Annotated in this window: 12 protein-coding genes and 1 pseudogene; 9 read left to right on the top strand and 4 right to left on the bottom strand. The window is 65.1% G+C overall.

The genetic code is table 11. From position 1 onward, the window contains the following. Together V7D81_RS09560 and V7D81_RS09555 are read right to left on the bottom strand one after the other, a co-directional pair. Positions 1-189: hypothetical protein (locus tag V7D81_RS09560; RefSeq protein ID WP_324316062.1), on the bottom strand; the 189-nt coding region annotated here is incomplete at its 3' end. Positions 190-360: 171 nt separating this feature from the next. Continuing rightward, the gene (locus tag V7D81_RS09555; protein WP_324316060.1) at positions 361-912 is read right to left on the bottom strand and encodes a DUF2062 domain-containing protein; all 552 of its coding nucleotides are present in this window, start codon (positions 910-912) and stop codon (positions 361-363) included. 125 nt (positions 913-1,037) lie between these two features. On the opposite strand from V7D81_RS09555, the gene V7D81_RS09550 reads away from it, so the two are divergent. The 8 genes from V7D81_RS09550 to V7D81_RS09515 all read left to right on the top strand — a co-directional run bounded on the left by V7D81_RS09550 (position 1,038) and on the right by V7D81_RS09515 (position 8,820). Next, the gene (locus tag V7D81_RS09550) at positions 1,038-3,308 is read left to right on the top strand and encodes a DNA internalization-related competence protein ComEC/Rec2 (protein WP_324316059.1); all 2,271 of its coding nucleotides are present in this window, start codon (positions 1,038-1,040) and stop codon (positions 3,306-3,308) included. A gap of 115 nt (positions 3,309-3,423) precedes the next feature. Continuing rightward, complete coding sequence (locus tag V7D81_RS09545) at positions 3,424-4,041, top strand: MotA/TolQ/ExbB proton channel family protein (RefSeq protein WP_324316057.1); 618 nt, start codon at positions 3,424-3,426, stop codon at positions 4,039-4,041. Between the two features lie 7 nt (positions 4,042-4,048). Beyond that, positions 4,049-4,483, top strand: a complete 435-nt coding sequence (locus tag V7D81_RS09540; RefSeq protein WP_324316056.1) for an ExbD/TolR family protein — start codon at positions 4,049-4,051, stop codon at positions 4,481-4,483. Positions 4,484-4,488: 5 nt separating this feature from the next. Further along, positions 4,489-6,249 carry a lipid A export permease/ATP-binding protein MsbA gene (msbA, locus tag V7D81_RS09535; protein ID WP_324316054.1) on the top strand — a complete coding sequence of 587 codons (1,761 nt, stop codon included), beginning with the start codon at positions 4,489-4,491 and terminating at the stop codon, positions 6,247-6,249. A 5-nt stretch (positions 6,250-6,254) separates the two neighbouring features. Further along, on the top strand, positions 6,255-7,256 hold the full coding sequence (gene lpxK, locus V7D81_RS09530) for a tetraacyldisaccharide 4'-kinase (protein WP_324316052.1): 1,002 nt from the start codon (positions 6,255-6,257) through the stop codon (positions 7,254-7,256). 80 nt (positions 7,257-7,336) lie between these two features. Next, positions 7,337-7,525: a Trm112 family protein gene (locus V7D81_RS09525; protein ID WP_324316051.1), complete on the top strand. Its 189-nt coding sequence runs from the start codon at positions 7,337-7,339 to the stop codon at positions 7,523-7,525. Continuing rightward, on the top strand, positions 7,525-8,298 hold the full coding sequence (gene kdsB / locus V7D81_RS09520; protein WP_324316049.1) for a 3-deoxy-manno-octulosonate cytidylyltransferase: 774 nt from the start codon (positions 7,525-7,527) through the stop codon (positions 8,296-8,298). Before V7D81_RS09525 ends, kdsB begins: the two co-directional genes overlap by 1 nt. Before the next feature lie 57 nt (positions 8,299-8,355). After that, complete coding sequence (locus V7D81_RS09515) at positions 8,356-8,820, top strand: low molecular weight protein-tyrosine-phosphatase (RefSeq protein WP_324316048.1); 465 nt, start codon at positions 8,356-8,358, stop codon at positions 8,818-8,820. Positions 8,821-8,857: 37 nt separating this feature from the next. On the opposite strand, the gene V7D81_RS09510 is transcribed toward V7D81_RS09515, so the two are convergent. Then, on the bottom strand, positions 8,858-11,386 hold the full coding sequence (locus V7D81_RS09510) for an Rne/Rng family ribonuclease (RefSeq protein WP_324316047.1): 2,529 nt from the start codon (positions 11,384-11,386) through the stop codon (positions 8,858-8,860). Positions 11,387-11,975: 589 nt separating this feature from the next. On the opposite strand from V7D81_RS09510, the gene V7D81_RS09505 reads away from it, so the two are divergent. Then, complete coding sequence (locus tag V7D81_RS09505) at positions 11,976-12,983, top strand: RluA family pseudouridine synthase (protein ID WP_324316045.1); 1,008 nt, start codon at positions 11,976-11,978, stop codon at positions 12,981-12,983. Between the two features lie 84 nt (positions 12,984-13,067). Here V7D81_RS09505 and V7D81_RS23230 read toward each other — a convergent pair. Continuing rightward, a pseudogene (locus tag V7D81_RS23230) lies at positions 13,068-13,178 on the bottom strand (septum formation inhibitor Maf); the annotation flags it as partial.

Here is a 13,178-nt window from a genome sequence, read left to right as displayed (position 1 = left end):
TGCACCACTGATCGTTGGCGCGGGCGTTGAGAAAGAATTCAACTGCAAAAGCATAAGCGACAGATGGTCGGAGTTACCCTCACGAAGATCGTAGGTACTTTCGCGGGTGCCAATCCGGCAAGAGCCGATCGGCGAGGCGCGTGTGGGGGCGGCAACTTGGATGGCAACAATGCGCAGCAGGTGTTTCAAGCTGCTGCTCAAACTGAATCGCGAACTCGGGACGATGCTGATCAGTGTCACGCGCAGAGCCGACTGCGAGCCGCAGTGGACGCTGACGTTGCAGGATAGAAAGCTCGTCGAGTGTTAGGCAGTCTCGGTCGCCTTTCGACAAGCTCCCTTCGACAGACGAACGAAGTAAAGCTAGGAATCGACTTTGTTCTTCGCCTTCCGCCCGTGGTACTTGAACACCAGGTCGAAGTGCCAGAACGTGGCGAGCAGCACGTAGCCCACCGTCGCCGCCAGGCAGCCCATGAAGAAACAGCCGAGCAGGAAGGGCTTCCAGATCGGCTTCAGATCGGTCGACAGCCATTTCCAGGTGAGTTCGAAATGCATCGGTTCGGGATGGATGCCCAGCACGATGCAGCCGATCCAGTAGGCGAACACGTACAGCGGCACGATGGTCAGCGGATTCGTCAGCAGCGTGCCGAGCACCGCCGCCGGGATGTTGAGGCGCAAGGCGAGCGCCAGTCCCGCCGCCAGCAGGATGTGGATCGGTAGCGGTACGAACGCCAGGAACAGGCCGAGCGCGAAGGCGCGCGTGACGTTGCGCCGGTTCAGCGACCAGTACACGGGATGATCGAGCAGCAGCCGGAACGGACGCATGAACCAGCGTTCCTTCCAGCGGTGGCGTTGTCGACTGAGCGGTTTGAAAAAGCGTCGGGGCATGCGGGCCGCAGCGGCGGTTGGACTCATGGGGAGCTTCAGGCAAAGTAGCGCGGCGTCTGCACGCGCCGGCCGTGGCCGAAGACGGGCGCAAGTATCGCAGGTCGGCGCGCTGGCATCAGCAGGGGCGAGTCCCGATCCGCAGGGAGGCGGACATGCTGCGATTCGCTATCGCATTTCTACTGGGTCTGTGTTGCATCCATTCCTTGCCGGCCCTGCCGGCGTGCTGGCCATGGGCATGGATTGCCGCGTCGCTGTTGTGTACTGCGCTGCTGCTGCGGTCTCGCATCCTCGCCGCACTGGTCATCGGTGCGGCGTGGGCCTGGTTCGGAGCAGCATCGCGACTGCACGAAGATCTGCCTGCGGAACTGGAGGGCGTGGACCTGCTGGTCCGCGGCGCCATTGCCTCGCTGCCCGATGCCAGCGGCACCGATCCGCAGTTCGAATTCGCAGTCGCGCAGGCGCCGCAGGGAGTGCCGTCGCGCATCCGGCTTTCGTGGTACGACGCGGCTGCTCATCCCGCTGCGGGCGAGACGTGGCAGTTCGTCGTGCGCCTGAAGCGTCGCAACGGATTTGCGAATCCGGGTGGCTACGACTACGAGGCGCAGCTGTTCCGGCAGGGCATCGGCGCCACCGGTTACGTCCGCGACGATTCGCGCAATCAGCGCCTGACGCCGCCGCAGGCTCGCTACGCGGTACTGCGCATGCGATCGTGGCTGGCGCAGCGGATGCGCGAGGCGGTCGGCGAGACGCCGATGCTCGGCATTCTGCAGGGACTCGCTGTCGGGGAAACGCAGGCCATTCCGGCCGCGCAGTGGCGCGTGTTCACGGCGACGGGCATGACGCACCTCATGGCCATCTCCGGGCTGCACATCACGATGGTGGCCGCGCTGGCGGCGTGGGCGGGCGGCCACCTGGTGCGCTGGCGTCGCGCCCAGCGACTGCGCCTGACGGCGATACACGGGCAGGTGATCTGCGGCGTGCTGGCAGCGCTCGGCTATTCGTTGCTGGCCGGCATGTCGATTCCGACCCAGCGCACGCTGGCGATGCTGTGCGTGGCCTTCGCGGCACGGACACTGCGGCGCGAGTGGGGCGTCGATCGCACGATCGCGCTCGCACTGCTGGCGATCCTGCTCGTCGATCCGTTCGCGCCCCTGTCGCCCGGCGCATGGCTGTCGTTCGGTGCCGTCGCCGTCATTCTGCTGGCGACGGCCGGGCGCCGGACCACAGAGGGCGTGCTGCTGAATTTCACGCGCGTGCAATTCGCCGTCACGGTCGGATTGCTGCCGGCGATCATCGCCGCGTTCGGCAGCCTGTCGCTGCTTTCGCCGCTGACCAATGCACTGGCAGTGCCGCTGTTCACCTTGTTGATCGTGCCGCTGGTGCTGGCGGGCACATTGCTGGCGACGTTCTCGCTGCCCGCAGGCGGTCTGGTTCTTGGCGTCGTCGCGAAACTGCTCGAATGGATCTGGCCGGCTTTCGAGCACGCGGCATCGCTGCCGCTGGCCCTGTGGCACTTCCCTGCATTGCCGGCGATCGTGCAGGCGGCGCTGGTCATCGGTGCGCTGGCATTCGTTCTGCCGGGGATTGCGCCGACGCGGATTGCGGCGGCGCTGCTGTGCCTGCCCGCGCTGGTCTGGCAACCGGCGGCGCCACGGGAAGGAGGATTCAGTCTGGCGGTGCTCGACGTGGGCCAGGGCCTGGCGACCGTCGTGCGCACGCGCTCCCATGTGCTGGTGTTCGACGGTGGTCCGGCCTTTCGCAGCGGGCGCGATACCGGAGAGATGGTCGTGCTGCCCTATCTTCGCAGCCAGGGTGTGCGGGCACTCGATGCGCTGGTGATCAGTCACGGCGATCTCGATCACCAGGGCGGCATGGCGTCGATCGTCGGGGGCGTGCCGGTGAAGCGGCTGCTGGTGGGGCCGTCCGTCACGCAGTCGTCGATGCCTGCCGAGGTGTGCGCGGCGGGACAGGCCTGGCAGTGGGATGGAATCGACATCGAGATCCTGCATCCCGATACGGGATTTCATGCGTCCGACAACGAAACCTCCTGCGTGCTGCGAGTGTCCGGGCGCGGCGGCAGCGCGCTCCTGACCGGCGATATCCAGCGCGAGAGCGAAGCGGCACTGGTGTCGGCAGGACTCGGGCACAGCGACATCGTCGTCGCTCCTCATCACGGCAGCCGCACGTCGTCGACGCAGGCCTTCGTCGATGCGACCGTGCCGCAATGGGTGCTGTTCGCCGCGGGCTACCGCAACCGCTGGGGCTTTCCGAAACCGGATGTGGTCGAACGCTGGCAGGGCAGCGGCGCACGCGTGCTGTCCACGCAGACCAGCGGTGCGATCGAGATCGATGTCGGTGTCGACGGCCTGCGGCCGCCCCGGGAATTCCGTCAGGAACATCCACGTTACTGGCGTGCGCGATAGCCTGACGCCGGTAGCTGGTAGAGGCCGTCATCAGGCGTCGATCGACCGCTGTATTCAAGGGTGACAGTTGTTAGACTGCGCGCCGACAACAAAGGCCTGACAACCGAAGACCCGCATGTTCGAAATCGTCAAAGCCGGCGGCATCGTGATGGTGCCGATCATCCTGGCCTCCATCGTCGCCGCCGCAATTTTCCTGGAACGCCTCTGGACACTGCAGGCGCGACGCGTCGTTCCGGCCGAACTCACGGACAAGGTCTGGAAATGGGTGGAAACCGGCCAGATCAGCGACAAACACGTCTACGCCCTGCAGCAGAATTCGCCGCTCGGCAAGATTCTGGCGGCCGGCCTCGCCAATCGGCATCGTGACCGCGCCATCATCAAGGAAAGCATCGAGGACGCCGGGCGCCATGTCGTGCATGAGCTCGACCGATTCATTCCGATGCTGGGGACCATTGCCTCACTTTCGCCACTGCTGGGATTGCTCGGTACCGTGACCGGCATGATCCGCACGTTCAACGCCCTGGCAACGGCCGGCGCGGGCAACCCGATGGCGCTGGCCAGCGGCATCTCCGAGGCCCTGATCACGACGGCGGCGGGTCTCACGATTGCGATTCCCTCGCTGCTGGCACACCGATACCTGAAGGGGCGCGTGAACGATCTGGTCGTGCAGATGGAAAAGGAAGCCATGAAGCTGGTGCAGGCCATCGAACAGACCGACGGCCGCTCGGTGTGACCCCATCATGAAGCTGCGTCCCTCGGAGACCGAAGAGCCCGAACTGAACATGACGCCGCTGATCGACGTCGTGCTGCTGCTGCTGATCTTCTTCATGGTGTCCACGACTTTCGTGAAGGAATCGCACATCGATCTGCAGCTGCCGCAGGCCAGCACGGAAGCGCCGCCGGAAACGAAGGGCGCCCCCATCGAGATCACGATCACGGCGTCGGGCGAATACCGCGTGAACGGGCAGACGCTGCTCAATAACAGTCCTGCGACCTTGTCGGCCGCGGTGTCGAAAGTGGCGGGCAGCGGACGCGACAGTTCCGTGACCATCCGCGCCGATGCACGCACGACGCACCAGTCGGTCGTCACGGCGATGGACGTCGTTGGCCGGCTCGGTTTCAAGAGCATCAACATGGCGACCGTGAACGAGGCGGTCGGCACGCCGGCGACGTAGTCGACATGACACCGAACCAGCAGGGCCGCGCACCCGGGACGGTCACTCCGTGGGAAACGTATCGCAGGCTGCTGGGCTACTTGCGTCCGCATCGAGGCATGTTCGCGCTGGGTATCCTCGGCGCAATGTTGTTTTCGGCCACGATGGTGAGCTTCACCGGCTTCGCCAAGATTTTCGGCGACGACATTTTCGAGAACCCGAGCCCGCGCATGGTCGTGCTGCTGCCGTTCGGACTCGTTGTGCTGTTCGTGCTGCGCGGCATTGCCGATTTCACCCAGACGTACTGTATGGGATATGTGGGGCGCCACATCGTCAAGCGCCTGCGCGCGCAGATCTTCGACCGGCTGATGCTGTTGCCGCTTACGTACTCGGATCGCCATTCCAGTGCGGCGTTGCAGTCGACGCTCACCTTCAATACCGAACAGGTCGGACAGGCCGCCACGGACTCGGTGGTGGTGTTCGTACGCGAGGCGCTGACCATCGTCGGCCTGATCGCTTCGCTGTTCTATTACAACGCGCGGCTGGCGATGATCGCCCTGACCATGGGCCCGCTGCTGGCCTGGCTGGTGACGCTGATCAACCGGAAGTTCCGGCGCTACGGCCGCCGCATCCAGGATTCCGTCGGCGACATCACGCGCGTCGCCAAGGAAACGCTCGACGCGCCCCGCATCATCAAGATCTACAACGCCCAGGATTACCAGGGCCGGCAGTTCGAAGCGGTGAACGAGCGCAATCGCCGCTCGGTCATGCGCATGGTGCTGACCAAGGGCCTGTCGAATCCCATCGTGCAGATGGTGATGGCCGTCGGTTCGGCGTTCGTCCTGTCGATCGCCCTGTCCGATCGGGTCGAGGGACGCATGACCGGCGGCGACCTGCTGGCGTTTCTCACCTCGCTCGCGATGATCACGCAGCCGCTGCGCAGCCTCGTCGGCGTGGCGGGGCCGATCCAGCAAGGCATCGCGGCGGGCCAGAGCATTTTCGAGATCATCGACGAGCCCGCGGAGCCTGCCGGCGGAACGCTCAAACCCGAACGCGTGCGCGGCGAGATCGATTTCGATGCGGTGTCGTTCTCCTACTTCGGCGGTCAGGGCGCTGCGCTGCGCGATGTCGATCTGCACATCGCTGCCGGCGAGATGGTCGCCATCGTCGGCCGCTCGGGCAGCGGCAAATCGACGCTGGTCAGCCTGCTGCCGCGTTTCTATGACGTCGACTCCGGCGCCATCCGCGTCGATGGTCGGGACACCCGCGAGTACGACCTCGCTGGGCTGCGCGAGCAGATCGCGCTCGTCAGCCAGGACGTGGTGCTGTTCAACGACACGATTCGCGCCAACATCGCCTTCGGCCGCGAGGTGTCGGGCGAAGCGATCGAGGGCGCAGCAACTGCCGCCCACGTGATGGAGTTCGTGAACCAGTTGCCGGTGGGGCTCGATACGGTCGTCGGCGATCGCGGCGTGCTGCTGTCCGGCGGCCAGCGCCAGCGCATTTCCATTGCGCGCGCGCTGCTCAAGAACGCGCCGATCCTGATCCTGGACGAAGCCACGTCGGCGCTCGATACCGAATCCGAACGCATCATCCAGGGCGCGCTGGAACGCCTGATGGAAAACCGCACGACGCTCGTCATCGCGCATCGTCTGTCGACGGTGGAGAAGGCCGATCGCATCATCGTCATGGACGGCGGGCGCATCGTCGAATCGGGGACGCACGGCGAACTGATCGCACGCAACGGCCAGTACGCTGCGCTACACCGCATGCAGTTCAGCGCCTGACGCGCGTGAAGGCCGACACGTTCCTGCAGCAGCTGTGGTACCGGGGGCGGGCCCCCTGGCTGCGGATCCTGCTGCTGCCGTTGTCGGCGCTGTTCTGGCTGCTGGTCACGCTGCGTCGTGCCGGTTACCACGTCGGGATTCTGCGCAGTCGCAGCGTCGGCAAGCCTGTCGTCGTCATCGGCAACATCACGGTCGGCGGCACCGGCAAGACACCGTTCGTGATCTGGCTGGCCGAACTGCTGCAGGGCAGGGGCATCAAGGTCGGGATCGTGCTGCGCGGCTATGGCGGCAGTTCGGCGCACTGGCCTCGCGATGTCCGTCCGGACACACCTGCCGATGAAGTGGGCGATGAAGCCGTGCTGCATGCATCGCGCACCGGCGCGATCGTCGTGGCTGGCCCGGATCGTGTGGCTGCCGCGATGCGGGCCGTCGCACTCGGTGCGGATATCGTCCTGTGCGACGACGGACTCCAGCATTACCAGCTGGCACGCGATGCCGAGATTGCCGTCGTCGATGCGCAGCGCGGGCTCGGCAATCGGCTGCTGCTGCCGGCGGGCCCGTTGCGTGAGCCGCCATCGCGACTGAAGACGGTGGATCTTCTCGTCTCCACGCAGCGTTCCGGCGCGAGCGCGGTTCAGGCGTCTTCGATCGTTACCACGGCACGCCTCGGCGATGCCATTTCACTGCTCGGCGGCGAACGACGCGCGCTTGCCTCTTTTTCCGGTGCCTCTGTGCATGCTGTCGCCGGCATCGGTAATCCCCAGGCCTTTTTTGATGGTCTGCAGGCGGTGGGGTTGAAGGTGGACGGACGACCATTGCCTGATCACGCGGCGTTGAGCCCTGCGGACATCGAGTTCGGAGATCGGGCGCCCGTGTTGATGACGGAAAAGGATGCGGTGAAGTGCCGCAGTCTCGCCGATGAACGTCATTGGGCGGTGCGCCTCGACATCGACGTGAGCGAGTCGGATAGGTCGCGCGTTCTGACGCTGATCGACCGCGTCCTGTAGGTCAGGCTTCAGCCTGACTCCTCAGAAGGCCGGCTCAAGCCGGCCCCACAGGAAAGACGAACGCGCTAAGCTCCAGGCCCATGGACACCAAGCTACTCGACATCCTCGCGTGCCCGGTCTGCAAGGGCCCGCTGCAATACGCCAAGCCCCAGCAGCTGCTGATCTGTCGCGCCGATCGGCTCGCCTATCCGATCCGCGATGGCATTCCCGTGATGCTCGAAGACGACGCGAAGCGGCTGGAACCGACCGACCCGCTGCTGCAGAACTGATGTCCTTCAAGGTCGTCATCCCGGCGCGCTACGCCTCGACGCGTCTTCCTGCCAAAGCGCTGGCAGACATCGCCGGTCGGCCGATGGTGCAATGGGTCGTGGCCGCGGCCGAGCAGAGTCGCGCCGACGAAGTGCTCGTCGCCACCGACGATGCGCGCGTTGCCGCCGCGGCGCTGGGACGATCGGGCCGCAATGTCGGCGTGATGACGAGCGCGGATCATCAATCAGGCACCGACCGCATCGCCGAGGTCGCCGCCCAGCGGCAGTGGAGCGACGACACCATCGTCGTGAACGTGCAGGGCGACGAGCCGCGCCTGCCGGCCGTGCTGATCGACCAGGTCGCCGACCTGCTCGCAAGAACGCCGGATGCCGATCTCGCGACGCTCTGCACGCCGATCACCAGCATCCGCGAATTCCTCGATCCCAATGTCGTCAAGGTCGTCACGGCGCGCGGCAGTCTCGCGCTGTATTTCAGTCGCGCCCCGATTCCATGGCATCGCGACGCGGCACCCGCCGGACTCACCAGCCAGACCAGCATCCTCGGCGCGCAGCGACATCTGGGAATCTACGCCTACCGCGTCGCGGCCCTGCGTGCGCTGACCGCCATGGCTCCCAGCGATCTCGAAGTGACGGAAAAGCTGGAGCAGCTGCGCGCGCTGCAGGCGGGGATGAAGATTGCAGTCGGCATCGCCAGTGAAGTGCCGGGCGTCGGCGTCGACACGCCGGAAGATCTCGAACGGGTGCGGGCGCAGTTCGCCGGTATGGCGATCTGATCGCTACCGAGGCTTTTGCGGGTTGCATTCGTGCCTGCGCGGATGAATCCTCACGGCATGCGCATCCTCTTCGTCTGCATGGGCAACATCTGCCGCTCGCCCACGGCCGAAGGCGTGTTCCGACGCCTGCTGATCGAGCGGCAACTCGAGCAGCGTTTCGAAGTCGACTCGGCGGGAACGCACGACTATCACGTCGGTGAGCCGCCGGATTCGCGTTCGATCGCGGCGGCGCGGCGTCGGGGGATCGATCTGACGGCGTTGCGTGCTCGTGTCGTCGAGCCGCGTGATGCGGAGCGGTTCGATCTGATCCTGGCGATGGATGAAGAGAATCTGCGGGAGCTGCGTCGACGATTCGACGTTACGCAGCATCATCGGCTGGCGCTGATGATGAGCTATGTCCCCGATGCGAGGACCACGGCCGTACCCGATCCGTACTACGGCGGCGAACGCGGCTTCGAAGAGGTGCTGGACCTGCTGGAGCAGGCGGCCGACGGTTTGTTGCGTGACCTGTTGAGTCGCTGAACGATGAGGGGCCATTGCTGGCCCCTCACGACATCACTCATTCGTCGCGGCGGCTCGAGCCCGACGAACTACCCCATGAACTGCTGCCGCTGCTCGGTGCCGACGACCAGACGGTGTATTGCGCGCTCTCGTTGCGAGGAGCGGGCGGATTGCCGGCCGGCGGTTCCGACGATTCGCGCGGCGCTGCAGGCGGCGGTGGTGCTGCATCGGAGCGCGGTTCGTGGTGCACGGCCGGAGGGGAGTCGAAGCCCTGGGACGGTTCGTGACGTGGCGCCTCGTTGCGCGCCCCCGAAGACTCGCCGCCATGGCTCTCGAACGAAGCTGCATGGGATTCTCCATGCTCGCCCCCGACGGTCGGACCGCCGCTCGCGCCGGCTTCCTCGCCGCGACCGCGTCCACCGCGCCGACGACGGCCACGGCGACCGCGACCGCCGCGTTCTCCGCGTCCCTCGCCGCCTGCGCCTTCCGGACGATCGCCGGCCGGCCGGTTGGCGACCTGCTCGGTTCGTTGTTCGGGCTTCTGTTCCGGTTTCTGTTCCTGCTTCTGCTCGGGACGCTGTTCCGGTCGGGTGTGCTGTTGCTGCCGGCGTTGCTGGCCGTCCGCCCGATGATCGCCGCCCTCGCGGGGTTTACGATCGTGACGGGGCTGCGAATCACGGCGGGCTTCCTGCTGGCCCGCGCGTTCCTTGTGGTCGCCGCTCTTGTGTTCCTGGCGCGGACGGTCGCGGTCTCGATCTCGATCACGGCCGTGACGGTCGCGATTGCGGTCGCGATCACGTCCCTCGTGCCGGTCGCGGCGCTGGCTGTCGCGGCGTTGCGGTTCGGGCTTGGCCGGCGGGGTTGCCTGGCCGGCGCCGCCGAACAGGAATCGCCACAGCTTCACGAAGATGCCGATCTGTTCCTGGGGTGCCGGGGCGGCCGGCGGCGCCGTCTCGTTTGCGATGCTGGCAGGCGCAGGGATGCTCGGCAGCGCAGCGGTAACGACAGCGGGTGCTGCAATGGCGGCTGGTTTCTCGGCGACGGCATTCTCCTGCACCGTCGGCGTCGGCACGACGGGGATCTGGTGACTGACGGCGCTGTTCTCCGGCAGTCCGGCTTCGTCATCGCGCACGCGGCGAATGTCGTACGCCGGCGTTTCCATGTACTTGTTCGGCACCAGGATGACTTCGGCGCTGCTCTTGGTCTCGATGTTGTTGAGCCATTCGCGCTTTTCGTTCATCAGGTAGGTCGCGACTTCGACCGGCAGCTGCGCGATCACCTTCACGGTGCGGTCCTTGCGTGCTTCTTCGCCGATCAGGCGGAGCAGGGCGAGCGCCAGAGACTCGACGCCGCGGATCGTGCCCATGCCGTTGCAGCGCGGGCAGTTGATGTGCGCGGCTTCTCCGATGGACGGGCGCAGGCGCTGGCGTGACAGCTCCAGCAGGCCGAAGCGCGAGATGCGACCGATCTGGATGCGGGCGCGATCCTGCTTCACGGCGTCGCGCAGGCGATCCTCGACGGCGCGCTGGTTCTTCTGCGACTCCATGTCGATGAAGTCGATGACGATCAGACCGCCCAGATCGCGCAGGCGCAGCTGACGGGCGATTTCGTCGGCGGCTTCGAGATTGGTGTTGAGGGCGGTCGTTTCGATATCCGTACCGCGCGTGGCGCGGGCGGAGTTGATGTCGATGGACACCAGTGCTTCGGTCGGGTCGATGACGATCGAGCCGCCGGAAGGGAGGTTCACCTTGTGCGAGTGCGCCGACTCGATCTGGTTCTCGATCTGGAAGCGCGTGAACAGCGGCACCGCGTCTTCGTACAGCTTCAGCTTGCGCAGCGTCGCCGGCATGAAGCGCTGCATGTACTGCTGTGCTTCGTTGAAGACTTCCTGGTTGTCGACGAGGATTTCGCCGATGTCGTCGGCGAGGTAGTCGCGCAGCGCACGCAGGATGGCCTTGGATTCCTGGTAGATCAGGAACGGGGCAGGGCGGCTTTCGTTGGCCTGCGCAATGGCGTTCCAGACTTCCTTGAGGTTATCCAGATCCCACTGCAGTTCTTCGGCCGAGCGGCCGACGCCGGCAGTGCGGACGATGGCGCCCATGCCGTCGGGGATCTGGACCTGATCGAGCGCTTCGCGCAGTTGCTCGCGATCTTCGCCTTCGATGCGGCGCGAGACGCCGCCGGCGCGGGCGTTGTTCGGCATCAGCACCAGGAAGCGGCCGGCGAGGCTGATGAACGTGGTGAGGGCTGCGCCCTTGTTGCCGCGTTCTTCCTTCTCGACCTGGACCAGGATTTCCTGGCCCTCGTTCAGCAGTTCGCGGATGTTGCGATTGCCGGGCGAACCGCCGTCTTTGAAATATTCCTTGGAGACTTCCTTCAGCGGCAGGAAGCCATGGCGATCCGCGCCGTAATCGACGAAGCAGGCTTCGAGGCTGGGTTCGACGCGGGTGATGCGTCCTTTGTAGACGTTGGATTTTTTCTGTTCTTTGGACGGTACTTCGATGTCGAGATCGTAGATTTTCTGTCCATCAACCAGTGCGACTCGCAACTCTTCTTCCTGAGTTGCATTGACGAGCATTCGCTTCATGAGACCCTTCTGAATGACCAGGGGCCACGAGATCACGCCAGGCGGACGCCAGCGAAGGAGCAAAGGATCGATCGGAAAGGGAGGTCATCCGATTGTTACCGGCGCAGGTGTTGGTCCTGCACGTTGTTGTAATGCTGCCTCTATGGGTCGCCCATGGACGCTTTCGTCGACCCGGATCCCGAGTTGCGGGTCCGGCATCGCCGTTCGCGCGGCCGAGCGATGGTCCTTCAGGAGAAGCTTGCGAGCCGGGGACCAGGAGGATGGAGGGGTGCAGCGTCGGTTACACCGAACGTGCCGTCACGAACCTGCAGTGCGCCGCCGGAAACTGTTTTCAACGAGCGGTGCGGACATCGTCCATGGATCTCGGGAAGCAGATCCCATCAGGACCAACTAAGATGCAGCGCCTCGTGTGACTGCCCCGGTGGCATGGTTGCCGCGGGTGTGGCCTGGAAACGCTGCGTTGGTGCTTGAGTCTGCGAGGTCAGTGCTTAGTTGATCGCGCAGACGCCAGCGGGAAATCGCGGCGGAATATAACAGGCCATCTTTTTTCAATCAATGGCTTACGAATACTTTGTCGGCCGCAGAGCGAATGCCCAGATCGACCCGTCCAATCGCTGACCCGGCCCCGATTTCCGCGGATTCCCCGGCAGGAACGAGCGTTGCCGCCAAGGTGACTCACGTCGAGGCCGGGCCGGGCGACGACGGACAGCGCATCGACAACTTCCTGCTGCGCATCCTCAAGGATGCGCCTCGCAGCCTGATCTATCGCATCCTGCGCAGCGGCGAAGTGCGCGTGAACAGCAAGCGCATTGGACCTGACTATCGACTGTCGGCGGGCGATCGCATTCGCGTGCCTCCGGTAAAACTGAAACCCCGCGAACAGACGGATTCGCCTTCGCGGTCTCTGCGTGACTTCATCGCGTCGGCGGTGATCTACGACGATCGCGACCTCATGGTCGTGAACAAGCCTGCAGGCGTTGCGGTGCATGGAGGCAGCGGGCTGAGCTTCGGCGTCATCGAAACGCTGCGTGCCCTGCATCCGGAACTGAAGGAACTGGAGCTGGTGCATCGTCTGGACCGGGAGACGAGCGGCTGTCTGCTGATCGCCAAACGTCGCGCGGTTCTGCGCGAACTGCACGCGATGCTGCGCGAACGGCAAATGGAGAAGCACTATCTGACGCTGGTCTGTGGCAAGTGGCCGTTCGGTACCAAGACCATCGATCTGCCTCTGAAGACCAATCTGAAACAGGGCGGCGAGCGGGTCGTGCGCGTGCACGCGGAAGGGCAGGAGGCCGTGACCACGTTCAAGCCGGTCAGGCATTTCGGCAAGCTCGCGACGCTGCTCGACGTGGATCTCGGCACGGGTCGCACGCATCAGATCCGGGTGCATGCGTCGCATGCCGGCTATCCGGTCGCGGGCGACGAGAAGTACGGTGATCGCGAGCGCGATGCGCTGCTGAAGCCCTTCGGCCTGAATCGCATGTTCCTGCATGCGCACTCGTTGAGCTTCGAGCGCGCGGGCAAGCCTTTCACGGTGTCGGCGGAACTGCCGCCGGAGCTGCAGTCCGTGCTGGATGCGCTCGTGGCGAAGGCATGACTACAGACTCTTCCGGTGGGTCAGGCTTTAGCCCGACGGTTCGCAGGCCGGCCAAAGCCGGCCCCACAGTTGAGAGAAGGCCGCTCAGGGCAACTGAAAACCCGCGCGCCGTAGCGCTCCTGACAGCCAGATCAGCGGCAGTCCGATCAGCGCCGTGGGATCTTCCGATTCCACCCGATCGAACAGCGTGATGCC

It is taken from the genome of Povalibacter sp. (genome assembly GCF_036735925.1).
In the GTDB taxonomy this organism is placed as follows: Bacteria; Pseudomonadota; Gammaproteobacteria; order Steroidobacterales; family Steroidobacteraceae; genus Steroidobacter.
Note: the sequence above shows the minus strand (reverse complement) of the source record. Positions and strands in the feature narration are given on the sequence as shown.